The 22,478-nt window shown below is 68.0% G+C and carries 32 protein-coding genes; 19 read left to right on the top strand and 13 right to left on the bottom strand.

Annotation, left to right across the window (positions count from 1 at the left end; genetic code table 11):
* The first annotated feature begins 113 nt into the window (after positions 1-113).
* Entirely contained in the window at positions 114-1,631 is a 1,518-nt protein-coding gene (locus tag BM133_RS19735) for a M20/M25/M40 family metallo-hydrolase (RefSeq protein WP_371286348.1), read from the top strand.
* 22 nt (positions 1,632-1,653) lie between these two features.
* Here BM133_RS19735 and BM133_RS19730 read toward each other — a convergent pair whose 3' ends face one another.
* A complete protein-coding gene (locus BM133_RS19730) occupies positions 1,654-2,505 on the bottom strand; it encodes a symmetrical bis(5'-nucleosyl)-tetraphosphatase (RefSeq protein WP_093437372.1) in 852 nt (283 codons plus the stop codon).
* 23 nt (positions 2,506-2,528) lie between these two features.
* Between BM133_RS19730 and BM133_RS19725 the strand changes: the two genes are divergently transcribed.
* Genes BM133_RS19725 through BM133_RS19705 form a run of 5 tightly spaced genes read left to right on the top strand, consistent with a single transcriptional unit; the run spans position 2,529 to position 7,646 of the window.
* On the top strand, positions 2,529-3,839 hold the full coding sequence (locus BM133_RS19725; RefSeq protein WP_093437370.1) for a hemolysin family protein: 1,311 nt from the start codon (positions 2,529-2,531) through the stop codon (positions 3,837-3,839).
* A gap of 12 nt (positions 3,840-3,851) precedes the next feature.
* Entirely contained in the window at positions 3,852-4,838 is a 987-nt protein-coding gene (locus BM133_RS19720) for a protein kinase family protein (RefSeq protein WP_093437367.1), read from the top strand.
* A gap of 18 nt (positions 4,839-4,856) precedes the next feature.
* On the top strand, positions 4,857-5,825 hold the full coding sequence (locus BM133_RS19715) for a hypothetical protein (RefSeq protein WP_093437365.1): 969 nt from the start codon (positions 4,857-4,859) through the stop codon (positions 5,823-5,825).
* 7 nt (positions 5,826-5,832) lie between these two features.
* On the top strand, positions 5,833-7,185 hold the full coding sequence (locus BM133_RS19710) for an adenylosuccinate synthetase (RefSeq protein ID WP_093437362.1): 1,353 nt from the start codon (positions 5,833-5,835) through the stop codon (positions 7,183-7,185).
* Positions 7,182-7,646 (top strand): hypothetical protein, encoded by a 465-nt coding sequence (locus BM133_RS19705; RefSeq protein WP_256219275.1) that lies wholly within the window; start codon positions 7,182-7,184, stop codon positions 7,644-7,646. Before BM133_RS19710 ends, BM133_RS19705 begins: the two co-directional genes overlap by 4 nt.
* Here the strand turns inward: BM133_RS19705 and BM133_RS19700 are convergent.
* Both BM133_RS19700 and BM133_RS19695 read right to left on the bottom strand, forming a co-directional pair.
* Complete coding sequence (locus tag BM133_RS19700; protein ID WP_093437360.1) at positions 7,638-7,973, bottom strand: hypothetical protein; 336 nt, start codon at positions 7,971-7,973, stop codon at positions 7,638-7,640. The two genes, BM133_RS19705 and BM133_RS19700, sit on opposite strands and share 9 nt — an antisense overlap.
* Before the next feature lie 7 nt (positions 7,974-7,980).
* Complete coding sequence (locus tag BM133_RS19695) at positions 7,981-8,907, bottom strand: DUF3883 domain-containing protein (RefSeq protein WP_093437357.1); 927 nt, start codon at positions 8,905-8,907, stop codon at positions 7,981-7,983.
* Between the two features lie 143 nt (positions 8,908-9,050).
* On the opposite strand from BM133_RS19695, the gene BM133_RS19690 reads away from it, so the two are divergent.
* The 3 genes from BM133_RS19690 (at position 9,051) to BM133_RS19680 (ending at position 10,534) form a co-directional block, all read left to right on the top strand.
* Positions 9,051-9,503, top strand: coding sequence for an ester cyclase (locus BM133_RS19690; RefSeq protein ID WP_093437354.1), 453 nt, complete (start codon positions 9,051-9,053; stop codon positions 9,501-9,503).
* Positions 9,500-9,895: a DUF1801 domain-containing protein gene (locus BM133_RS19685; protein WP_093437352.1), complete on the top strand. Its 396-nt coding sequence runs from the start codon at positions 9,500-9,502 to the stop codon at positions 9,893-9,895. Before BM133_RS19690 ends, BM133_RS19685 begins: the two co-directional genes overlap by 4 nt.
* A gap of 144 nt (positions 9,896-10,039) precedes the next feature.
* Positions 10,040-10,534 carry a low molecular weight phosphatase family protein gene (locus BM133_RS19680; protein ID WP_093437349.1) on the top strand — a complete coding sequence of 165 codons (495 nt, stop codon included), beginning with the start codon at positions 10,040-10,042 and terminating at the stop codon, positions 10,532-10,534.
* A 29-nt stretch (positions 10,535-10,563) separates the two neighbouring features.
* Here BM133_RS19680 and BM133_RS19675 read toward each other — a convergent pair whose 3' ends face one another.
* Positions 10,564-10,977, bottom strand: coding sequence for a GFA family protein (locus BM133_RS19675; RefSeq protein ID WP_093437347.1), 414 nt, complete (start codon positions 10,975-10,977; stop codon positions 10,564-10,566).
* Positions 10,978-11,005: 28 nt separating this feature from the next.
* Complete coding sequence (locus tag BM133_RS19670) at positions 11,006-11,464, bottom strand: SRPBCC family protein (protein WP_093437344.1); 459 nt, start codon at positions 11,462-11,464, stop codon at positions 11,006-11,008.
* 214 nt (positions 11,465-11,678) lie between these two features.
* Between BM133_RS19670 and BM133_RS19665 the strand changes: the two genes are divergently transcribed.
* Positions 11,679-11,864, top strand: a complete 186-nt coding sequence (locus BM133_RS19665) for a hypothetical protein (RefSeq protein ID WP_093437342.1) — start codon at positions 11,679-11,681, stop codon at positions 11,862-11,864.
* 55 nt (positions 11,865-11,919) lie between these two features.
* On the opposite strand, the gene BM133_RS35210 is transcribed toward BM133_RS19665, so the two are convergent.
* Positions 11,920-12,303 carry a DUF4259 domain-containing protein gene (locus BM133_RS35210; protein WP_093437338.1) on the bottom strand — a complete coding sequence of 128 codons (384 nt, stop codon included), beginning with the start codon at positions 12,301-12,303 and terminating at the stop codon, positions 11,920-11,922.
* 84 nt (positions 12,304-12,387) lie between these two features.
* Between BM133_RS35210 and BM133_RS35205 the strand changes: the two genes are divergently transcribed.
* Both BM133_RS35205 and BM133_RS19650 read left to right on the top strand, forming a co-directional pair.
* Positions 12,388-12,897, top strand: coding sequence for a hypothetical protein (locus BM133_RS35205; RefSeq protein WP_177224886.1), 510 nt, complete (start codon positions 12,388-12,390; stop codon positions 12,895-12,897).
* A gap of 44 nt (positions 12,898-12,941) precedes the next feature.
* On the top strand, positions 12,942-13,979 hold the full coding sequence (locus tag BM133_RS19650) for a PQQ-binding-like beta-propeller repeat protein (protein ID WP_093437333.1): 1,038 nt from the start codon (positions 12,942-12,944) through the stop codon (positions 13,977-13,979).
* A 20-nt stretch (positions 13,980-13,999) separates the two neighbouring features.
* Here BM133_RS19650 and BM133_RS19645 read toward each other — a convergent pair whose 3' ends face one another.
* Complete coding sequence (locus tag BM133_RS19645) at positions 14,000-14,314, bottom strand: hypothetical protein (protein WP_093437331.1); 315 nt, start codon at positions 14,312-14,314, stop codon at positions 14,000-14,002.
* Positions 14,315-14,372: 58 nt separating this feature from the next.
* The gene (locus BM133_RS19640) at positions 14,373-14,642 is read right to left on the bottom strand and encodes a helix-turn-helix domain-containing protein (RefSeq protein WP_093437328.1); all 270 of its coding nucleotides are present in this window, start codon (positions 14,640-14,642) and stop codon (positions 14,373-14,375) included.
* 28 nt (positions 14,643-14,670) lie between these two features.
* On the opposite strand from BM133_RS19640, the gene BM133_RS19635 reads away from it, so the two are divergent.
* A complete protein-coding gene (locus tag BM133_RS19635; RefSeq protein WP_093438210.1) occupies positions 14,671-14,961 on the top strand; it encodes a GIY-YIG nuclease family protein in 291 nt (96 codons plus the stop codon).
* A 118-nt stretch (positions 14,962-15,079) separates the two neighbouring features.
* Positions 15,080-16,684, top strand: a complete 1,605-nt coding sequence (locus BM133_RS19630) for a phospholipase D family protein (RefSeq protein ID WP_256219274.1) — start codon at positions 15,080-15,082, stop codon at positions 16,682-16,684.
* 4 nt (positions 16,685-16,688) lie between these two features.
* Here BM133_RS19630 and BM133_RS19625 read toward each other — a convergent pair whose 3' ends face one another.
* Positions 16,689-17,069, bottom strand: a complete 381-nt coding sequence (locus BM133_RS19625) for a hypothetical protein (RefSeq protein ID WP_256219273.1) — start codon at positions 17,067-17,069, stop codon at positions 16,689-16,691.
* 71 nt (positions 17,070-17,140) lie between these two features.
* Between BM133_RS19625 and BM133_RS35200 the strand changes: the two genes are divergently transcribed.
* Positions 17,141-17,287 carry a glycine zipper domain-containing protein gene (locus tag BM133_RS35200; RefSeq protein ID WP_177224884.1) on the top strand — a complete coding sequence of 49 codons (147 nt, stop codon included), beginning with the start codon at positions 17,141-17,143 and terminating at the stop codon, positions 17,285-17,287.
* 4 nt (positions 17,288-17,291) lie between these two features.
* Positions 17,292-17,657 (top strand): hypothetical protein, encoded by a 366-nt coding sequence (locus tag BM133_RS19620; RefSeq protein ID WP_143100158.1) that lies wholly within the window; start codon positions 17,292-17,294, stop codon positions 17,655-17,657.
* Between the two features lie 51 nt (positions 17,658-17,708).
* Here the strand turns inward: BM133_RS19620 and BM133_RS19615 are convergent, their stop codons facing one another.
* Complete coding sequence (locus BM133_RS19615) at positions 17,709-18,563, bottom strand: class I SAM-dependent methyltransferase (RefSeq protein ID WP_093437319.1); 855 nt, start codon at positions 18,561-18,563, stop codon at positions 17,709-17,711.
* Positions 18,564-18,642: 79 nt separating this feature from the next.
* Between BM133_RS19615 and BM133_RS19610 the strand changes: the two genes are divergently transcribed.
* The 3 genes from BM133_RS19610 (at position 18,643) to BM133_RS19600 (ending at position 20,328) form a co-directional block, all read left to right on the top strand.
* Complete coding sequence (locus BM133_RS19610; RefSeq protein ID WP_093437317.1) at positions 18,643-19,086, top strand: helix-turn-helix domain-containing protein; 444 nt, start codon at positions 18,643-18,645, stop codon at positions 19,084-19,086.
* An 86-nt stretch (positions 19,087-19,172) separates the two neighbouring features.
* Positions 19,173-20,006: an alpha/beta hydrolase gene (locus tag BM133_RS19605; RefSeq protein WP_093437314.1), complete on the top strand. Its 834-nt coding sequence runs from the start codon at positions 19,173-19,175 to the stop codon at positions 20,004-20,006.
* A 1-nt stretch (position 20,007) separates the two neighbouring features.
* Entirely contained in the window at positions 20,008-20,328 is a 321-nt protein-coding gene (locus BM133_RS19600; RefSeq protein ID WP_143100157.1) for a hypothetical protein, read from the top strand.
* On the opposite strand, the gene BM133_RS19595 is transcribed toward BM133_RS19600, so the two are convergent.
* From BM133_RS19595 to BM133_RS19585, 3 genes are read right to left on the bottom strand one after another with little or no spacing between them, the layout of a single operon-like run.
* Complete coding sequence (locus BM133_RS19595) at positions 20,325-20,927, bottom strand: hypothetical protein (RefSeq protein WP_093438207.1); 603 nt, start codon at positions 20,925-20,927, stop codon at positions 20,325-20,327. The genes BM133_RS19600 and BM133_RS19595 overlap by 4 nt on opposite strands.
* Positions 20,928-20,953: 26 nt before the next feature.
* A complete protein-coding gene (locus BM133_RS19590) occupies positions 20,954-21,748 on the bottom strand; it encodes a DUF899 domain-containing protein (protein ID WP_093437309.1) in 795 nt (264 codons plus the stop codon).
* Positions 21,749-21,777: 29 nt separating this feature from the next.
* On the bottom strand, positions 21,778-22,449 hold the full coding sequence (locus tag BM133_RS19585; protein WP_093437307.1) for a Vgb family protein: 672 nt from the start codon (positions 22,447-22,449) through the stop codon (positions 21,778-21,780).
* Between the last annotated feature and the right edge of the window lie 29 nt (positions 22,450-22,478).

Below are 22,478 nucleotides of genomic sequence, written 5' to 3'. Positions count from 1 at the left end.
ATGCTGCGCGGATACCCCTTCTCCACTTGCTCCCTCTGCACTGCCAACCCATGCCCATCGATTCCGCGCCCGCTCTTTCCCGTCGAACGTCCCGTCGAACGCCTCGCCGCCTGATGGCACTGGTGCCCGCGGCCTTCCTCCTCTTGGGCCACGGCCTTGCAGAGTCGGCCGAACTTTCGCCGGCCCTCGCCGAGCGCCATGCGCAGGCCACCTACCGCGAATACTTCGAACTGCTGGCCCTGCCCAACGATGCCACCGTGGCGGAAGACATCCGCAAGAACGTCGACTGGCTCGAGCAGGCCTTCCAGAAGCGCGGCTTCAAGACGCAGCAACTGCCCAACAACGGCAAGCCGATGCTCTACGCCGAGTTCCCGGGCAGCGACCCCGCGCGAAAGACGGTGCTCTTCTACATGCACCTGGACGGCCAGCCGGTCATTCCCGCGCAGTGGGCGCAAAAGAGCCCGTGGACGCCCGTGCTCAAGCGCAGGACGGACAAGGGCGAGTGGGAAGAGATCGATTCGGCCCCGCTCTTCAGCGGCCCGCTCGACCCCGAGTGGCGCGTGTTCGGCCGGGCCTCGGCGGACGACAAGGGCCCGATCATGATGCTGCTGGCGGCCATCGATGCGCTGAAGGCAGGGGGCGGACAGCCGGCGGTCAACGTCAAGGTGATCCTGGACAGCGAGGAAGAAAAGGGATCACCCTCGATCAGCCAGGTCATGCAGGCGCACCGCGAACTCTTGCGCAGCGATGCCATCGTGATCCACGACGGCCCCATGCACGCGACCAACCGGCCCACGCTGGTGTTCGGCAACCGCGGCGCGGCCGATGCCCGGCTCACCGTGTACGGCGCCAAGGTGCCGCTGCACAGCGGGCACTACGGCAACTACGCGCCCAACCCGGCGCAGCGCCTGGCCAGCCTGCTGGCCTCGATGAAGGACGACACGGGGCGGGTGACCGTTCCCGGCTACTACGACCGCGTGAAGATCGGCGAGGCCGACCGCAAGATCATGGCCGCCGTGCCCGACGACGAGGTGGCGCTCAAGCGGCGCCTGGGCATCGCGCGCACCGACCGGGTCGGCGCCAACTACCAGGAGGCGATGCAGTACCCCTCGCTGAACGTGCGCGGCATGGCCTCGGCGGCCGTGGGCGACAAGGTGGCGAACATCGTTCCCGACAAGGCCGAGGCCGAGATGGACCTGCGCACCACGCCCGACTCCGACGCGCCCTACCTCGGCAAGCTGATCGAGGCGCACATCGTCAAGCAGGGCTACCACCTCGTGAAGGGCGCACCGACGGACGAGGAGCGCGCCCGCTACGACAAGATCGCCAGCTTCTCGTACCGCAGCGAGGGCGCCGACGCGGCGGGCTCGCCGATCAATTCACCGATCGGGCAGTGGGCCTACAAGGCGCTGACCGACACCTTCGGCGCCACGCCCGCGCCCGTGCGCATCCGCATGATGGGCGGCACCGTGCCGACGGCGGAGATCGTGCGCGTGCTGCAGGTGCCCTTCGCGATCATTCCGCTCGTGAACGCCGACAACAACCAGCATGCCGCGAACGAGAACCTGCGCATGGGCAACTACGTGACCGGCGTGCAGACGGTCTACGCGCTGATGACGCACGGGCTCTGACTCCCGACAGCGCGGGCGTTCGTCAGGCCTGCTTGCCGGGCTTCTGCGCCGCTTCGCACTTCACCTGGATCAGCTCGCGCGCGTCCAGCGTCGCGCCGATGCGCACCGCGCTCAGGCACCCGCCCCACACGCAGCCCGTGTCGGTCGAGAGCAGGTCGGGCCGGGAGAGCCAGCCGAGCGTGGACCAGTGGCCGAAGGCGACGGTGGCCGCGGCGGTCTTGCGTCCCGGCACGTCGAACCACGGCAAGAGGCCTTCGGGGGCGGGGATCGCGCCGTCCTTGGTCTCGAACTCCATCTGGCCCTCGGGCGTGCAGTAGCGAAGGCGCGTGAGCGCGTTGACGATCACGCGCAGGCGCGCGCTGCCGGTGAGCGTGTCGCGCCATTGCGCCGGCTCGTCGCCGTACATGGTGAGCAGGAAATCGCCCAGCGCCGGGCCGCGCAGCACCGATTCGACCTCCGAGGCCAGCGCGAGCGTGTCGCCCACCGTCCATTGCGGCAGCACGCCCGCGTGGACCATGAGCAGGTCGCCGCCACCGACCTGCATGTGCAGCGCCATGTGCTGGTTGCGCACCCAGTCGAGCAGCGCCTGGCTGTCGGGCGCTGCCAAAAGGTCGGCCAGCGTGTCCTTGCGGCCGGCCTTGCGCGCGCCGTGCGCCACGCCCAGCAGGTGCAGGTCGTGGTTGCCCAGGAGGCTCAGCGCCGAGGCGCCGTAGCCCTGCACGCGCCGCAGCACGGCGGCCGAGTCCGGCCCCCGGTTGACCAGGTCGCCGAGCAGAACGAGGGTGTCGCGGCTGGGGGAGAAATCGATCTCGCCGAGCAGCCGCCCGAGGGCAGGGTCGCAGCCCTGCACGTCGCCGATACAGTAAAGTGCCATTCCTTCATTCTCTCCCCCTGTTCATGGATGTCTTCCTGCTGGCCTTGCTGACCACCCTCAATGCGGTGTTCGCAATGTCCGAAATGGCCCTTTCAACCAGCCGGCGCGCACGCCTCGCAGCCCTGGCCGAAACGGGGGACACCGGCGCGGCCGCCGCGCTGAAACTGATGGAGGCGCCCACCCAGTTCCTCTCGACCGTGCAGATCGGCATCACCTCGATCGGCATGCTGAGCGGCATCGTCGGCGAGGCCGCCTTCGCCGCGCCGCTGGCGGTGTGGATGGAAAGCGTGGGCATGGGCGCGGGCACCGCCAGCATCGCCTCCACCGCGGTGGTGGTGACCTGCATCACCTTCTTCACGATCATCTTCGGCGAGCTGGTGCCCAAGCGCATCGGCCAGCTCTACCCCGAGCCGGTGGCGCGCTGGGTGTCGCGCCCGATGCGTGGCCTGGCCAAGGGCGCCAAGCCCTTCGTGTGGCTGCTGGCCGGCGCCACGGCCACCATGCTCAAGGTGCTGCGCATCGACGCCAATGCGGCGCGCTCGGTGACCGAAGAAGAAATCTCTGCCAGCCTGGAGGAAGGCGTTGACGCCGGCGTCATCGAGCAGCATGAGCACCAGATGGTGCGCAACGTGTTCCACCTGGACGACCGTCGCCTGTCGTCGCTGATGATCCCGCGCGCCGACATCGAATGGCTCGACGCCTCCAACACCGTGACGCAGGCGCTGCAGAAGGTGGCCGATGCGGCAGCGCTCAACCTCGTGCATTCCTGGTATCCCGTCTGCCGCAATTCGCTGGACGACGTGGTCGGCGTGATCAGCGTGGCGCACCTGCTGCGCCTGGGTTCCGCCCACAAGGGCGTGCTCGGCCAGGAGGCCACGCCCGCCGTGTTCGTGCCCGAGACGCTCACCGGCATGGAGCTGCTGGAGCAGTTCCGTGCCCGCGCCGGCCGACTGGTGTTCGTGGTCGACGAATACGGCGTGGTGCAGGGCCTCATGACCCCGCGCGACCTGCTCGAAGCCATCACCGGCGAACTGCAGCCCGGCATGCAGACCGACGCCTGGGCGCGCGAGCGGCCCGATGGCGTGTGGGAGCTGGACGGCCTCATGCCCGTGTCGGAGCTGCGCGCGCGCCTGGGCATCCGCGAACTGCCCGAAGAAGAGCGCGGCCGCTACAACACGGTGGCGGGCCTTTTGATGTCGGTGTCGGGCCGTCTGCCCGCGGTGAGCGAGCGCATCGAATGCGCGGGATGGATCTTCGAGATCGCCGCGCTCGAAGGCCGCCGCATCGACCGCGTGCTGGCCTCGCCCGACCCCACGGCGTCGGGCGAAGACTAGCCGGGCACGACCATGCTGTCGCTGCTCGCACTGAGCTGCCCGCAATGCTCCGCGCCGCTGCCGCGCGCCGCACGGTGGCGCACCGTCAACTGCAGCTACTGCGGCGCGACCATCACGCGCGGCGAGGAAACGGTGGAGCGCGAGAGCTTTCGCGCGGCCTTGCGGCGTGCCAATGCAGGCGTCGCAGACGTCGCAGGCGGACGCATCGTGCAATGGCGCGGCGCGCGCTACCGCGTGCTGGCGCCGCTGGGGTTCGGCGAGCACAGCGAAGTGCTGTTCGCCGAACGGCTCGGCGCGGTGCCCGAACGCGTCACGTTGAAACTCGCGCGCGAGGCATCGGACAACGATGTGCTGCTGCGCGAGGGCGCGGTGCTGCAGGCACTGCAAAGTCTCTCCGTTCCGGGCGCCGCCTACTTCACGCGCCGGCTGCCGCAGCCTTTGGGCACCGGCATCACCGAAGGCCTTGGCGATGGCAAGCGACAGGCGTTGGTGCTGCGCCATCCGACCGGTTTCTGGGGCAGCCTGCAGGACGTGCAGCAGGCCAACCCGCAAGGCATCGACGCGCGCCACGCCGTCTGGATCTGGCGCCGCATGCTCGAGGTGCTGGCCTTCGTGCATGGCGCCGGCTGGGCGCACCGCGATCTTTCGCCCGCGCATGCGCTCGTGCATCCGCGTGACCATGGCGTGCTGATCGTCGGCTGGTCGCAGGCGCGGCAGGCCTCGGGCGCCGCGCATGCGGCCGCCGCGGCGCGTGACCTCGCGCAGGCCGCGTGGACCGTGCGCGCAGTGCTGCACGGCGGCGCGGCTGGCGACCCTGGCTTCGGTACACACACGCCCGCACCGCTGGCCGCACTGCTGCGCCAGTGCAGCGAAGACACCGCCTTCTGCGAACGCCTCGGCGCGCAGGGCATCGAGCAGGCGCTGTCGGCCGCATCGCGCGAAGCCTTCGGCGCACCGCAGTTCGTTCATTTCGATCCCGCGCCGCGCGTCGGCGCCTGACACGCCAAGGAGCCATTCATGGGTTACGGAAACTACTCGCACGCCGCCCACACGGCGCTGATCGCCGACCGCGCCGCCAAGCCCGGCGCCGAGGTGTTCACGCAAACGGCCACGCATGCGCTGATGAACCCTCAGGGGCTGAAGGTGCGCGAATCGCGCGACAACGCCGACCACCCCAACTCGCTGGGCATCGTGTTCGCGCTCGACGTCACAGGCTCCATGGGCGACATTCCGCAGACCCTCGCGCGCCGTGAGCTGCCGACCTTCATGAAACTCCTGACGGACTGCGGCGTGGCCGACCCCCAGCTCCTGTTCATGGCCATCGGCGATGCGACTTCCGACCGTGCACCGCTGCAGGTCGGCCAGTTCGAATCGACCGCCAACCTCATGGACCAGTGGCTCACCTGGAGCTACCTGGAAGGCGGCGGTGGCGGCAGCGGCGAAGAGAGCTACGAACTGGCCTTCTACGTGATGGCGCAGCACACCGACATGGACTGCTGGGTCAAGCGAAAGAAGCGCGGCTACCTGTTCGTGACCGGCGACGAACTGCCGTACCCCGCCGTCTCGCGCCACCAGATCGAAGGCCTCATCGGCGAGAAGCTCGACGAGGACATTCCCATCGAGGAAGTCATCGCCGCCGCGGCCGAGACCACGAACCTGTTCTTCCTGATTCCCGACGCCCAGCGCCGCCGCCGCTGCGAGCCGCGCTGGCGCGAACTGCTCGGCGATCACGTCATCTGCATGGATTCGCCCGACGACGCCTGCGCCGTGGCGGCCGGCATCGTCGCACTCACCGAGAAGGCCGTGCCCAACCTGGACGGCCTGGCCAAGGTGATGGGCGCGACCGGCATGGCCAAGGAGCGTGTCGGCGGCGTGCTGCACGCGCTCGATGCGTACGCCGCGCTGCTCGACCCGACCGCGCCGCGCCGCGCGCCGCCGGCCGCCAGCGGGCCGCGGTCGTCGTGGTGGAAGCGGCTGTTCGGCTGAACACCGTGTGACCACCGCCGCGGCCACGCGCTACGTCTCGCTGCTGGGCCTGGGCTTCGGGGACTGCGGCAAGGGCCTCTTCACCGACCACCTGTGCGGCGCGTGGCAGGCGCACACGGTGGTGCGCTTCAACGGCGGCGCGCAGGCCGGCCACAACGTGGTGCTGGCCGACGGCCGGCACCACACCTTTTCTCAATTCGGCGCCGGCAGTTTTCATGCGGGCGTGGCGACCGTGCTCGCGAGCGCGGTGGTGGTGCACCCGACGGCACTGCGCGTCGAAGAAGAAGCGCTGCGCCGGGTGGGCGTGACCGATGCCTTTGCGCGTCTCATGATCGATGCGCGCTGCCGCGTGACCACGCCGTTCCACCAGGCCGCGGGCCGGCTGCGCGAATGGGCCAGGGGCGCGGCGGCGCATGGCACTTGCGGTGTGGGTGTCGGCGAGACGGTGCGGCAGGCGCTGGCTGCGCCCGCCGATGCGTTGCGCTACGGCGACCTCATGCATCGTGCGCACGCGCTCGAAAAGCTGGAGGCTTCGCGCGTGGCATTGCGCCGCGAGTTCGCAGGCATGGCGCCATCGCACCCCGAGGCCGCGCAGGAGCGAGCATTGCTCGGCGATGCCTCGCTCGCCCAGCGTTGGCTCGACGCCGCAGCGCCCTGTGTCCGCCTGTCGCCGCCTGCAGGCGCCGACGCCATCGGTGCGAGGCTCGCGCGTTCCGGCACCGTGCTGTTCGAAGGCGCGCAGGGCGTGCTGCTCGACGAATGGCGGGGTTTTCATCCGCACACCACGTGGAGCACGATCTCCACGGCCGCCGTCGAAGCCGTGCTGCATGACGCGGGCATCGACGCGCCCGTGCAGCACCTGGGCGTGCTGCGCAGCTACCTCACGCGCCACGGCCCGGGCCCATTGCCCACGCACGATCGCGCCCTGGACGCGCGATTCGCCGAACCGCACAACGCCGACGAAGGCTGGCAGGGTGCGTTCCGGCGCGGCCATCCCGATGCGGTGCTGCTGCGCCATGGGCTCGCAGCGGCCGGGCCGCTCGACGGGTTGGTGGTGAGTCACCTCGATGCCGTCGAAGGCGCGGGCCTGCGATGGTGCACCGGCTATCGCACTGCTGGCGGCACCCACATTTCATCGCTGCCGTTCAGCGACGAGCCAGACCTCGATCACCAGCACGCATTGACCCAATTGCTGCAAGACGCGCAGCCCCTTTATGAACCGCACCCCATCGCCACCGCGCCGGAGTGGGTGGAGCGCGTCGAAGCCCTCGGTCGCCTTCCCGTGCGCCTGGGCGCCTTCGGCCCGACGCGCAATACCGTGCGTGCGCGCGAGCACATCCGAAAGGCCAAGGCCGCATGACGCCCAACATTCCCCTGATCGTCGGCGCTGCGCTCAGCGCCCTCGCCGCGCTGCTGCACATCTGCGTCATCTTCGGCGGACCCGCGTGGTACCGCTTCTTCGGCGCGGGCGAGCGCATGGCGGCGGGGGCGGCGGCCGGGCACTGGTATCCGCCCATCCTCACGCTGCTGATCGCCTGCGTGCTGGCGACCTGGGCCGCCTATGCGCTCTCCGGTGCCGGTGTGTTGCAGCCCTTGCCATTGCTGGCTTTCGTGCTGCCCGCGATCACCGCCGTCTATCTGGTGCGGGGGGCTCGTTGCCGTGGCGCTGTTCGTGTTCGACCGGCGGCGCCTGAGCGCCTTCTGGGTGTGGAGCTCGGCCGTGTGCCTCGTGTTCGGCCTCGTGCACCTGCTCGGACTGGTGCAGGTCTGGGAGACCCTTTGAGCGAGCGCCTGGAGCGAGGCGCCGATCGATCAGCGTGACAGCAGCGCCCGCAGCCAGCGCAGAAGAAGCCAGCCCGCAATTGCCAGGACTGACGAGACCAGCAGCGCTTCGGTGGTGAGCGCGCGCTCGGCCATCTGTACGAGGTCCACCGTATTCTGGTACTCGATAAAGTAACCGCCCCGCGTGAAGAGCCGGATGAATTCCACACCCGCCTGAAGAACGCGATGCAGACCGAGCACCGCAAGCAAGGCGAAGGTCACGTAGGCCCATGGCTTGTGCAACTTGCCCCACCAGAGCGCGGCGGTGATGCCGACCAGCAGCAGGCACACGGCGACCGGCAGCACCAGCGAGAGAAGGAACGACACGGGCGCGTCAGCCTTGCGCTTCGAACCCGGGCGCCTGGCTCATCTCGGAGGCCTTGTAGATCTTGTGCTGCGCGATCGGGCTGCCTGCGTCGGCAACCACCAGCAGCCGCCAGAGCGGCTCGCGCACCGAGCATGCCTGTTCCTCGCCCGTGAGCTGGAACTTGGGCGACCCGGTGGAGGTGCCCTTCACCACGACGCGCAGAAGCGTCGCGCCCTTCGCGTTCGACACCTCGATGCCGTAGCCGATGTTCTTGCCGGTGAGGTCCTCGGCGTTGTAGCCGTAGCCCTTGAAGTGGCGCATCACGTAGTCCATCGCGGCGGCCTGGACTTCTTCGCGCGAAGCCGGCGGGGGCGGGGCCGCGACGTCCGGCTCGGCCTCGGCCACGACCGGCACGCTGCCCCGCGTCGCGGCGGCCTTCACTTCCGCCTCGTCGGGCGTCCAGCCGCGCGCGCCGCGCACCAGCACCGCAAGCTGCTGCTCCGGCTCCCAGCTGGCGACGTGCCACTCGGCATCGTCGCGCACGCGTGTGGACACCTTCGCGGCTTTGTTGCTCTCCAGCTCGGCGATGGCGACCCGGTTGGTCTGCAGCACGGCCCGGAAGCCCTGGTCCGCATCGAAGGTCCGCTTGAGCAAGGCCAGGCGGTCCTTCGCGCGCTGGACCTGGAAGGGGCTGCGCGTGCCGCCGCCGGGGCGATGTTGCGTATCGAGCGATTCGAGGCAGAACCAGCGCCCGCCGGCGCCCACGCTCACGTATTCCGCCCAGACGGTCGCAATGACGTTGTCGCCCGTTGCCAGCCAGGCCTGGTCGAACGGCTTTTCCCGCGCGTCGAACACCCCCATCTTGGCGACGATCTCGACCGGCGTGAGCCGGGGTCCTGAGAGTCGCATCTCATCGATGACGGCGAGTACGTGGGGGTCGACTTCCTTGTCCATGCGGGTGGGTTCGTGGCGTGTTTGGGGGGTGGGAGTATGCCGCATCGGGGGCGGGGCCGGCTGCGCGCGGGCCATCGCACTTGCCCGGTCGGCCGCAATCGGCCATTCTTGCGCCGCGCGCTCGTTCGAGGAAAGGAATCGGCATGACCGGGACGGATCTCCCCCGCATCTATCGAAGCTACATCGCCTGCCTGAATGCGCGGGACTGGCCGGGTCTTGGCAGGTTCGTTCACGCCGAGGTTCATTACAACGGCCGGCGCATCGGCCTGTCCGGCTATCGCCAGATGCTGGAGAGGGATTGCGACGAGATCCCCGATCTGCATTTCGACATCCGCTTGCTCATCGCCGAGCCGCCGCATATCGCCAGCCGGTTGCGGTTCGACTGCTCCCCGAAGGGCGTGTTTCTCGGGCTGCCGGTGAACGGCCGGCGAGTCTCTTTCACCGAGAACGTGTTCTATGAATTCCTGGACGAACGGATTGCGAACGTCTGGTCCGTCATCGACAAGGCGGCGATCGAAGCTCAACTCATGAACGACGGCAAGGCCGCAGCGCCGGGACGCACGGCGGCCCCCGAAAAAGCGAAGCAATCCCCATGAAGATGATCCTGACCTCCGCGACGACCCCGGACGAATACATCGCGTGCCTGGGCGGCTGGCAGCGAGACTACGCCGCCGCATTGCGGCGCGCCGTCCGCGAGGCTGCGCCCGAACTGCAAGAGCGGCTCAAGTGGGGCCACATCGTCGGCTTCCACACCGGCCCGGTGCTCCTGATACGGGCGGAACCCGACCGCGTGCTCTTCGGGTTCTGGCGAGGCCAGAGGCTCAAGCACATCGAGCCGCGCCTGAAGCCCGGTGGCACGTACGAAATGGCGACGCTCGAACTCAGGCAAGACACGCCGCTGCGCGAGGCGACGGTCTCGCGCCTCGCGACGGAGGCTGTCGAACTCAATCGCCTGTTCGGCGACCCCACTGCAAAGGCGTCGGCCTGAGCACGCCAAAAGACATGGCTTTCGGAAGGCGTGGAAGGCCGGCATTTCGCGGTGCCGCCCGTGTCACGAAAGAGCCATCGTCGGCATCGGGCCGATGGGTGTCGTCGCGTGCGATCGGCACCTCTTCGTTCTAGACTGGAATCCATGGCAAGAGGCATCGTGGTTACCTTCGTCTCGCGACGCAATTCCCTTCGCAGCAGACTGGCGCATGCCAGCCTCGCGCATCTGGGCGGGAGCCGGTTCACGGTGCTCTCGTGCGGCCAGCCGGGAAAGATCGCCGCGAACCTCCATCCCGCCGCCGTCGCCGCGCTCGACAACGCAGGCATTGCGCCGCCCGATGCGCCAGCACGCAGCTGGGATGAGCTGACCGCATCGGGCGCCCCGCGCGCGGAGTTCGTCATCACCCTGGACGAATCGACGCTTCCTTCCCAGCCGCGATGGCCGGGCCAGCCCGATTCGGCGCTGTGGGCCTTCCCCGACATTGCCGCGATCGGCAATCCCGAAGACGCGGTGCGCGCGGCCATCCAGATGATGTTCGTGCTGCGCCGGCGCCTGGAGCTGTTCGCGAGCCTGCCGCTGCACGGCGCGGACCGCGCGGCGATCCGTTCGGACCTGCGGGACCTGGCGCACATGCGATAGGTGGACAGGCCGACAGGTCCGGGGCGACTTCACATCGGCGGCATCCTGTCGAACTTCGGCAGCGCCGGGTCCAGAAAATCCCATGCGTGTCCGCGCACGCCGTAGGTGACCGCCTGCGGCCGATAGCGGCCCGGGTCGTCCAGGCTCGCGGCATGCACGGTGAACACGTCGGGCATCGCGGCGAAGGTCATGTACACGGGCGATCCGCAGGCGGGGCAGAAGGCGCGGGTCTTCACGTTGCCGCTGTCGCCGACCAGGTCCCACAGCGTGGCCTCGCCGCTGTGCTTCACGCCGCCGCGCGGAAAGGTGAGGTACGAGCCGTGGCCGGTGCCGCTCTTGCGCTGGCAGTCGCGGCACTGGCAGTCGTTCTGGAAAACCGGCTCGCCGGAGATCTCGTAGCGGATCGCGCCGCACGCGCAACCGCCGGTGTAGGGCTGGTTCATTTTTCGTGTCCTTTCGACGGTGAGGTCTTCAATGCCAGTTGCCGATCTGCACGTCGTCGGGCGCGGGCCGGCCCTTGCCGGTTTCCACCAGGTCCCGCAGGCTCAGCAGGAACACGGCCCACTTCCTGCTGCAGTGCGCGGTGAACTCGACGGCCTCGCGCCAGTTCGTGTGGCCGAAGCGGACGATGGTGTATTCGCCATCCTCGGCCAGGTCGAAGACGACGTCGGTGCCGATCCATTCCTCGGGGCCCGTCTTCACGCGCCAGTGCACCTTCTTGCCGGGCTCCAGCGCCAGCACGTCCATGCCGAAGCCGCCGATCTTTTCGCCGTCCGGCGTGCTGAATTCGAAGGCGATGTTGCCGCCGGGCCGGGCGTCGCCGGTGGTCTCTTTCGTCCACCAGCCCGCGGCACCCTCGACGCTCGAGATGGCGGCGTAGACCTTCGAGGCGGGGGCCTTGATTCCGACCCTGTGAATGATGTCGATCATGGTGTGTGCTCCGTTCAGTTGCGTTGAGGGAAGTGCGCGTACGCCGCGTGGCGTGATGGCAAATCTATTCGGGCAAGCGCGCGGAGTGGGAGTAACAAGATCGTCGTGAATCGCAGGGTTCGCGTCGCGTCGCACCGGCCGTAGGGGTGAGGCGCGTGATCTCGGCGAGGCTTCCGATGGATATCATCGCCCTCCAGATCAAAGGAGCGCATTCATGGGGAACAAGGTCCAGGGCGTGATCGCCGTCGTGTGGGGTGGATGGGCGGTGACCCGCTGGATGAATCTTCCGCAAGCCGCTGCCGGCGCCGAAGCCGGCTACTCGGCCGGAAAATCCGCAGGCATGCTGTGCTTCGCCATCGCGTTGCTGGCGTTCGGGGCCTACAAGCTGTTCAAGCGCTAGCGCGTGTCGGTGGCTCCGCCGCTTGTGCGGGCGCTGAGACGCGGCGCCCTGTCTCTTATCGAAGCCGGGCCTGAATGCTCCTCAGATTCGACAGCCACGCAAGGTAGTCTTCATCGTCTTCGCCCAACTCCGCCCACGTGTCGTGCCCATCCGCTTCGGGGTCGTCGATGATGGCCTGGATCGCATCGATCGCGGCTTGCTTCAGCGAGGCCGGCGGGGCGGCCTTTTCGGCGCACCATGCGACGACATCCGGATGGACGTCGCCGCCGTCCTTCCCGCTGAGCACGGCGAGCACCGCGCCGGCCGCGACGACGCTTTCCGTCGAGCCCGAGGTCAATGTCTCCTCGATGAACGGCAGCGCGCTGGGCGCCTCCTGCAACTCGCCAAACCAATCCAGCGCATCGTCATTGCCAAAGCTTTCCGCAGACCACGTGCCCATTGCCGAACTCCTGTGCGTGTGTGTGAGAGAGTGCACGCAGCCTAGCATCAGAATATCCACGGCCCCATGACAGAGGAGGATTCCATGGCAGTGATCGCGCAGGCGCAGCGGATGGCAGAACTGCAGCGGCTTGGCCTGTCCGCGCCCTTGGTGCGGCTGGCGGCCGGCGAATGCGTTCACGAGGCGTTCAGGGCGAGTTGTCTCGGGCCCGCGTTCTACGTTTATCACGGCGCCGATGCGCCAGCCGGCCCGCCATTGATTCCGCTGTGGGACAGCGGCGACACGGTCTTCGGCGTGCGGGAAGAATCCGATGGCCTGGCGTTCATCGAGTTCAGCATCGAGACCCCCGATGAATTCGAACGCATCGCCAGGACCGAGCAAGGGTTCTGGGCAACTCGCTTCGACTTCCTGTACGAATGCGATCTGCCCGGCGACGAACTTCAACGCGCCGCGGCCTCGGTGGGGTTTCGATTTCTGGATCGACACTTGGCGGCGAGAGAAGAAGCCGAGGAACGGCTCGACACTTTCAAAGGCCATCGGTCGTGGCTTCGGGAACTGGTGGAGACGATCGATGAGGAAGCTCTCCGGCGCTAGCAGAATTCGCCAGGCTCCCGAACGCAACCCGCGAGAACGCGCGCATGAAACTGAATTGGTCCTATCGCCTGCCGAAAGAACGCCAGGTCGGCGCAAGAGCCCCGGTCGCAAGCGCCGAAACGGTGCTGGTCGCCTTTCACTACGACAAGGCGGATTTCTACGAGAGCACGCTCGTCGCGCTCGACCGGACGACGGGCGAGGAACGCTGGCGCGCCACCATTCCCCACGTGATCAGTGAGCCCGTGCCGGCATCGGATGGCTCCGTGTACGTCAGCAGCTTTTCCGGAATGGTCCACGCCTTCGATCGCACCGGCGAGAAGCTGTGGGACGGACGATGCGGCGATCGCAACATGGGCAGGGCTTGCCTCGTCGACAACGACCGGCTCGTTGTCGCGGAAACCGGCGGCGGCGCGTCCAAGACATGGTGCCTCGACGTGCGCACGGGCTCGATCGTCTGGGCTTTCGAGAACCAGGGCCACAGCTATGCCCTTGCCGCGAACCACGGGCGCGTCGTTCACGCGACGGTGCTTGCGAAGGGCGCGGGCGTTCGCCTCCATTGCGTGGACGCCTCGAGCGGACACCCGCTCTGGGCCGTCGACAGCGCGGAGTGGATGTTCCATCCGGTCGTGCAGGACCAGACCGTTCTGATCGGCGCCCGCGGATCGCTGCGCGCCTATTCACTGCATAGCGGCGAGTTGCTTGCAAGGCTGGACCTGGAAGACAAGGAAGCCATCGACGGGCAACTGCAGGTCTCGGGCGATCGCATCTATTTCGGCACGAATGCGGGACGCGTTCGCTGCGCGGTGATGCAGAGCAAACGCTCCTTTTTCAAGACCAGGCTCTCGCTCGAGAGTGCGTGGCAGGCTGCATGCGAAGGCGGAATCCGCGGGCGCCCGGTCATGGCCGGCGAAGCACTGGCAGTGCTCGCGCCAGAGGAGGGAATCGTCTTCCTGGGCCCAGCCACCGGGCAACGGCTTTCAGCGCTCAAGATGGGCAACGGCGATGGCGGCGGCCTGCTGCATGACCGCGAGTGGCTCTATGGGGCGCTGGGGCGGGAGGTTCGGGCCTTGGGTCCGGGGTAGAACCATGGGTCGGCCGTAGCTCAAGTGCGTTCGAAAACGAACTCGACCTCGCAATCCGTTGTCGCAATACTTTGAACCGCAGCGTCCGAGGCAACGACGAAGAGCGGCTCCCGCGCAGGCACCTCATAGGGGCTGAAGACAACAGCCACCTCCTTGCCCGCGATGCGGCAGTGCAACGCCGTATGGGTCGACGAGTACTGCAGGAAGCGCGAAGCCACGACGGCATTCACCAGGTCTTCGATGCTGCATCGATCGGGTATCTCGAACGTCTGCGCCAGCGGCCCCATCTGGTCGTCCTGTGCGCAACACGCTTGCCGACGGACTTCAATCTTCATGTCGCTTCTCCGTTGCGAGGGCCCGCGCCCGCATGACGCGTCTGTCGCGCCTGTCGGTTCACGAGGCAGACTGGTCGTCGTCCGCAACCTGCAGTTTCGTCGCGATGCCATAGAGCGCCAGCATGCCCAGCACGTGCCCGATGGCAACGCCCGGCTCGCCCGATTCGATGCGCGCGATCGTCTGCACGTGCACACCCAATCGTGCAGCGGCGGCCGACTGGCCTTCGCCGGCACGCGTGCGCGCCAGCTTGGCCTGCGCCCCCATGTGCCTGATCGCCTGGAGGGCGTCGCCATCGATGTCTGCCGAGATGCGTTTGCCTTGAGCCATGGCGGGATTGTCGCTGCACAATCCAGCCGTGCCCCGAACCCCGACAGACCCCCAGCCCGCGCCCACGCCCACACCGTATTGGCTCTATCTCCTGGAGTGCGAAGGCGGCGTGTACTACGCGGGGATCGCGCTCGATGTGGAGCAGCGCTTTTTCCAGCACGTCTTCGGGCTGGGCGCCAAGTTCACACGGGCGCGTCCTCCGTTGCGCGTGCTTGCCGCCCGCGTCTATCCGGACAAGGGGGCCGCATTGCGGGCGGAAATCCAGGTCAAAGCACTGCCTCGAACCCGAAAGCTGGCCTTCTTCGAGGCGGCCGCGTAGCTCGCGATCGCGGCCCAGGAAAGAAAAAAGTATGACGATCAAAATGCTTCTGGATTTCCTCTCATGTGCCCGCAGAGCAGGCTGCGAAATGGCCTTGCCGCGTATCCCCGCCCGGTCCGTGTTTCGCTCGACCCTCGCCCTGATTTTTGCGGTCACACTCGCAGCGTGCGCCAGCCTGCCTCCGCAAATCGCCGCCCCGCCGACCGAGGCCATCGGCGACTACGCGCAGACGCCGCTGGCCACCCTCACGCAAAAGGTGCTCCCCACCGACGGCCGCTCGGGCTTTCGCCTGCAGCCCTACGGCCCCAATTCGTTCGCCACGCGCATCGCGCTGGCCAGGCTGGCCACCCGCAGCCTCGATGTGCAGTACTACCTCCTGCCGGGCGACAACACCGGCCGCACCTTGATGCGCGCGATGCGCGATGCCGCGGCGCGCGGCGTTCGCGTGCGCCTGCTGGTGGACGACCTCTACACCTCCGGCGAAGACGACCTGTTGCTGGGCCTTGCCAGCTACCCCAACGTCCAGGTGCGCCTGTTCAACCCGTTCCCCGGCGGGCGCGGCAGCCAGCTCACCCGCTTCATCAGCTCCGGCCTGGACTTTCGCCGCGTGAACCGGCGCATGCACAACAAGCTCTTCGTCGCGGACAACGCGGCCGCCGTGGCCGGTGGCCGCAACATGGCCGACGAGTACGTGATGAATGCCGAGGGCAGCAACTTCATCGACATGGACACCTTCGTGGCCGGGCCGGTGGTGCGCGACCTGTCCGCCGAGTTCGACCACTACTGGAACAGCGAGGTGGTCTACCCGCTGGAGCGCATCGCGCACAGCGCATTGAATCGCGCGCAGCTGCAGGACAACTTCGAGCGCCAGACCGCGAGCGCCAGGCCGCCCCAGGCGAGCGAGATGCCGCAGGACGGCAGGCCGGCCCATCCGAGCGACGGCGAACCGGCCCTCGTGCCGCTTGCGATCGTGCCCATGCTCAACCTGCCCTTCGAGCTGGCGAACGGCCGCTTGAGCCCGCTGCTGTGGGCCAACGCGCGGGTGCTGTTCGATCCGCTGACCAAGACAGAGGGGCTCAACGAGCGCGAAGGCTCGATCAAGGGCACCGTCACCGAGGGCGTCATCCACTGGCTCATGGGCGCCGACAAGAACATCAAGATGGTGTCGCCGTATTTCGTGCCGAGCGACGAGGCCGTGGCCAATCTCGTGCGGGCGCGCAAGGCGGGCCTGGGCGTGGAGCTGGTGACCAACTCGCTCGCATCGACCGACGAGCCCTGGGTCTACGTGGGCTACTGGCCGCACATCAAGGAACTGCTGGCCGCGGGCGTCACCATCTACGAGATCAGCCCGTCGCTGAGCGTCAAGCGCCGCAAGCTCGGCATCTTCGGCCACCGCACCGGCGCGCTGCACATGAAGAACGCGATCCTGGACCACAAGGAGGTGTTCCTCGGCTCGATGAACCTGGACCCGCGCTCGGCCAAGCTCAACACCGAGCTGGGCCTGATCATCCAGAGCGAGGAAATGGCGCAGCAGCTGGAGAGCTTCGCGGATGCGGGCAGCGCCTACACCCTGCGCCTCGATGCCGCCGGCCAGAGCGTCGAATGGGTGGAAGAAGACGACGACGGCAAGCAGACGGTCTACGACGTGCCACCGGAAACCACCGCGTGGCAGCGGCTGCGATTGCGCCTGCTGGCGCCGTTCATTCCCGAGCAGGAGCTCTAGAGTTTCAGGGCTGGCGCGGTGCCTCGGGACGCAGCCGCCGCAAGCGCACGGTGAGCTCCTTCACCAGCTGAAGTTCGCCGCGCCGCTTCGCCACGTCGAGCGCTTTCGCAAATGCCTCCCCGGCCGTCGCGTTGTCGCCGAGGGCCAGCGCGATGAGCCCGTGCAACCGGCCTGCGGCCGTGAAGTCCGGATCGAAGGCCAGCGCCTTCTCGATGTGGGCAAGGGCCGTCTGCTCGTCCTCCCGCCGGTGATACGCGAGCGCAAGGCTCATGCGCAGCAGCGCGCCGTCGCGGCCCGCGGCCAGCATGCGCTCCAGCGCCTCGGGCGAGGGGCCGGGCGGGGACGAAGAAGGTGAAGAAGAGGGTGGTGTGGTCGGCGTGGTCATGGCCCCTGGCATTGAAGGTTTGTTGCCAAAGAATACGTCTTGCACGCGGCACCGGTGAATAAACTGCGCCGATGAAAAGCAAGAGCCTGGGCATCGGAGCGGGCTTGGCCGTGGGCGTTGCCATCGGCCTGGTGCTGGACAACATCGGCATGGGAATCGGCATCGGGCTCGCGCTGGGCATCGCGCTGTCCCTGGCCGTCGACAGGAAGGACAAATGACGCCATGAGCGCTGCGGACGATATGGGCCATGTGGACGACATGGAAACCTGGTTGCTGGAAGCAGGCGACGAAATCATCGAGAAGAGGGCGGAGCAAGGCGAAGCCTCGCTCTCGCGGCCCGAGCATGCGATCTATTGCATGTGGGCCCTCGACTACGCGGTAAGGAACGCGGGTTCTCTCGATGCGCTGGAAGACGTGCACGAGACGGCGATCGAAGATCTCGCCGCCTTTGCCCGCGCGCAGCAGATCGGCGTGCTCTCCGCGCTGCTCGACATGGCAGCGGACGAGGAAGCGTTCATCGATGCGTACTACGAGCAGTTCGACGCCGCCTGCACCGAACTGAGACGCTGCAAAGAAACGCGGCATTGAGCGGGCTAGGCCGCTCCCGATCAGCGCGCATGCGTTGTGCAAACGGTCGCTTCAGGCGTGGGCAGGCGCCTTCGCACCGATCATCCAGCAGGCCGCGGTGAAGCGCACTTCGTCCGCATGCACGAACGGATCGAAGGCGGCGCGCACGGTGCCGATGACCTGCCGGCGCGTCGCCTCGTCCATGTCTTGGAGCACCTGGCCGACGGTGCCGAGGCGCGTGAAATAACCGACCAGGTCCTTCTCGGGAAAGGCGCAGTCCACATCGATCGGCTGGATGTCGATCCCGGTCCACCCACTCTCTTGCAGGATGGACGCGACCCGGTGCCTGTCTGCAAAGGCAAACTGCCCCGGCGCACCCGGCGCGCGCACCGGCATGTCCGGCAGCAGCGGCGCCGCTGCGCGCTCGGCCGTGGTCATGTAGGGGTTCTCCGCGGGGCTTCGCCACGCGATGACCTGCAGCGGCGCACCGGCGCTCGCCGCGCGGCGCAGGTTCGTGAAGGCGGCCACGGGATCGTCGAAGAACATCACGCCGAAGCGCGAGATGACGAGGTCGAAGCGCGCGGGCGCGAAGGCGTGCGTCTGCACGTCGGCGCCGACGAAGCGGGCGGTCGAGCCTTCACGCTCGGCGCGGTCGCGGGCCACCGCGATCATCGGCTGCGAGATATCGACGCCGAGGCATTCGCCCTGCACGCCGGCCGCCCGCGCCGCAGCGAGCGTCGTGCTGCCCGTGCCGCAGCCCACGTCGAGCACCCGCCGCGCCGATGCGTTGCGCACCGTGTCGGCGAGCAGGTCTTCGAAGGCGCTGAACATCCGGTCGAGCGTCGCCTGTCCGTCGATCCAGGCGCGGCCTGCGCGTCCGTTCCAGAGTGCGGCCTGTTCGTTGTCGTTCGGGTGCTGGGCGTTCATGGTCCTGATCCTTTCATGTGCCTCGAAAAAAGAGGCCGAAGCTAGACTGTGCAACTTCAAGTCGACTTGAGGTCAAGAGGTGCAGCATCTGGACATCGCCGAGGTGGCGCGGCAATCGGGAATCCCGGCCTCGACGCTGCGGTTCTACGACGAAAAGGGGCTGATCGTCTCGACCGGCCGGCGCGGCCTTCGCCGCCTGTTCCATCCCGGCGTGCTGGAGCGGCTGGCGCTCATCACGGTGGGCCGGGCCGCCGGTTTTTCGCTCGATGAAATCGCGCGCATGTTCGCGCCGGAGGACGGCCCGCGCATCGACCGGCAGATGCTCGCGGCCAAGGCCGACGCGCTCGACCGCACCATCCGCGAGCTGGGGGCCCTGCGCGACGGCCTGCGGCACGCGGCCGTGTGCCCCGCGCCGAGCCACATGGAGTGCCCCACGTTCCGCCGCATCCTGAAGGCGGCCGCGTCGGGCGCCATCGGCGGGCGAAAGAAGAAAACGCCGACCCCCAAGGGAACCAATTCCTGACACGACCCCACCCACGAACGAGGCGAAACTAGCGCCTTCGCACACAGGCTCCGCGCCTCAATGCCGTTGCTCCAGGAAAAAGAACCTTGTCATCCAAAGCCGCCCGCATCGCACTTTCCGCTTCGGCCGCCGCCATCGGCAGCCTCGCCGCCTACTGGACTCTCCTTGCAACGCGCCAGGGGCACATCCTCTTCAATGCCCGCAAGCACCCCGTCGTTCAGCTGTCGGACGACTTCTCCACCTACTCGCACACGGTGCCGGGCGGCATGGTCCGCGGCTATGTCTACCACCCGCAGGGCGAGGAGGCGGTGCGGGACCTGTTCATCTATTTCGCGGGCCGCAGCGAAGACGTTCGCGCCACCGCGCAGGCGCTGCACTGGCTGCCGGACGGCTTCGGCTTCGCCGCGATCAACTACCGCGGCGTGGCCGACTCGCAGGGGCAGCCCTCGGAGATCGCCTCCGTCGAAGACGGCGGCCAGTTCGCCAAACACCTGCGCCGCGCCTTCCCGAATGCGCGCCTGCACGTGGTCGGCCGAAGCCTGGGCACGGGCGTGGCCATCCAGCTCGTGGCGCGGCAGGAGTTCGCGAGCCTGCAACTGGTCACGCCCTACGACTCGATGCTCGAAGTCGCGAAGCGGCGCTTTCCGCTCGTGCCGCTGTCGCTGCTGCTGCGCAACCGGTTCGACTCGCTCACGCACTGCGCGGAGGTCGCCGCGAAGACACAGGTGCTGCTGGCCGAACGCGACGACGTCGTGCTGCCGGAGCGTTCGCAGAAGCTCATCGCAGCATGGCCGACACCGGTGTCCGTGGAGACCGTTCCTGGCTCGGACCACTACAACATCATGGGGCTCGAAGAGACCTGGCTGCGGCTGATCGACTTCGCGTTGACGGCGGTATTGCCGGAGCCGAAGGCGGCGTGAGGTGAGCGAAGGCAGAAGATCCTTCGTCGTCCGCTACCTGGGGCCATTGCTGCCGTTGGGCTTGGCGGCCTGCGGCCTCTGGGTGCTGTTCTCCGGTCAGTACACCTATCGCCCGGGGCGAGGGAACTGGACCGTCACGCTGCTGGCGCCCGACGCTCAGCTGATGGGGCTTTTCATGATATTTCTCGCCGTGCTGGCGACGGCGTTCGGCGTATCCGGCCGGAAGGAATGGGGGTGTTTTCGGATCGGTCTTGGGGGAGCGGTGCTGTGCCTCGTCGTCGAGGGGGCGCGACAGCTCATGCGAATCGCCGTTCATGCCTAGCCAGGGCGCCATGCCTTGCGCCTGAGGCTTCGAAGAAGGCCTGCACCTGCATCGAAGCCACGGCAAACCCCGCTCGCGATCAAGCCCGTGACAGCCAGCATTGCCGCGGTGTGAACACCGACCGCTGCGAACGCAAGCATCAGCGAATCGGATGCGGCGATCTGCCCGCCCGCCCCATCTCCCATGCAGAGCGGGATCAGCGCCGGCACCAGCATCAGCCCCGCCCCATGCGCGGTGGACATCATGAAAGACCAGAGCGCGAGCCCGGCATGCCCTGCCGGTGCACGCGCAGCCCTGGGGGTGCGGCGCCACAGGTGAAGCACCGCGACTGCAACGAACAGTCCACCCGCCAGCACCTGCACCACCGCGCGGTCCATCGACAGGCCGAACGCCACCGCGCCGGCCACCAGCGCGATCGATGCCGCATGCCCGACCGCGATCGGCATCAGCGCCCGGAGGGCCTGCGCCCTGTCCCCCGAGCGCACGCCCCACGCGGCGGCCAGCATCCAGCCGGTGGCGGGGTTCAGCCCATGCAGGGCGCCGACGCCCGCGACCGCGAGCCAGGGCCAAAGGCCTGCGTTTGCGACGACATCCGCCACGACATCCGCCACGACATCCCCCGCGTTCAGTCGTCGCCGTGGCAGCACGAGCCTGCCGCTGGCTTGGCTGCCTCCGGCGCCGGCTCGTACCGGTCGTGGTGCCGCACCCAATCCATCGCGTAGACCGGGTTGTGCTCGTCGCGTCCCTTGGGCGTGAGGTCGAGCAGGTTGTAGGTGCCCATCATCACTTCGACCCCGCGCTCGTAGGTCGAGTAGGTGTGGAACACCTCGCCCGCATCGTCCTTGTAGAACACGCTGACGCCGGGCGCTTCCTGCGCGGGGAAGGGCCGCACGCTGTAGTTGTAGTAGACCTCGCCCTTGCCCTCGGCCCACTCCTGCGGCTTGAAGCTCACGCCGAAGTCGTAGTTGAAGTCGCTCTCGCAAGCCGACACCCACTTGAACTGCCAGCCCATGCGCTGGCGAAAGCGCTCGATCTCGGCCAGCGGCGCGCGCGAGACGACCAGCATCGTCACGTCGCGGTGTTCCAGGTGCACCTTCATGCCCGCGATGTGATCGGCCATGTACGAGCAGCTCGGGCAGCCTTGCTCCCACTCCGGGCCGAGCATGAAGTGCTGCACCACCAGCTGGCGGCGGCCTTCGAACAGGTCGGCGAGCCGGCGCGGGCCCTCGGGGGTGTCGAAGGTGTAGTCCTTCTCGACGCGCGTCCACGGCAAGGCGCGGCGCTCGCGGGCGATCTCGTCGCGCAGGTGCGTGAGCTCCTTCTCGCGCGCCAGCAGCGCCTTGCGCTGGGCGAGCCATCGGTCCTTCGACACGACGGCGTGGTTCTTCAGGCGGGTCGTTTCTGCGGTGAGGGTGTTCATGATGGGTTCTCCTTGGGTTGACGGGCCGCTCAGGCCCTGGCGGATTTCGGGCGGCGCACGGCGCGCACCTTGCCGCTGCCGCCACCGCCGCAATAGAAGAGGTCGGCCCCGTCGGATTCGAGCCCGCTGATGCCCACGCCGCGCGGCATTTCCAGCCGCTCGAGCACGGCGCCGCTCTGCGGGTCGATGTGGCGCAGCTCGCTCTCGTCGCCTTCCCAGGTGGCGTGCCACAGCTGGCCATCGACCCAGGTCACGCCGGTGACGAAGCGGTTCGATTCGATGGTGCGCAGCACCGCGCCCGTCGCGGGGTCGATCTGGTGGATCTTGCGGTCGCGGTACTGCCCGACCCAGAGGCTCCCCTCGGCCCAGGTGAGGCCCGAATCGGTCCCATGGCCGGGCGCGGGAATCGACGCCAGCACGTCGCCGGTCGCGGGATCGATCTTGTCGATGCGCTGCTCGGCGATCTGGTAGAGGTGCTTGCCATCGAAGGCGGTGCCGGCATCGGCGGCGCGGTCCAGGGTGCGGGTGGTCTCGCCGCTCCCGGGGTCGAAGGCGATCAGCCGGGCGCCGACGGCGGCCCAGACGCGCTGGCCGTCATGGGTCACGCCGCCCACGTTGTCGGCGCCCGCGAAGGGGCCGTACTCGCGCACGATCTCGGCGGCGCGCAGGGTGGCCTGGGGAATGTCTTTCTTGCTCGTCATCGTTGGCTCCTTGTGGGGTGCGCCGCGGA

This window comes from Variovorax sp. 770b2 (assembly GCF_900115685.1).
Taxonomy (GTDB): domain Bacteria; phylum Pseudomonadota; class Gammaproteobacteria; order Burkholderiales; family Burkholderiaceae_C; genus Variovorax.
Note: the sequence above shows the minus strand (reverse complement) of the source record. Positions and strands in the feature narration are given on the sequence as shown.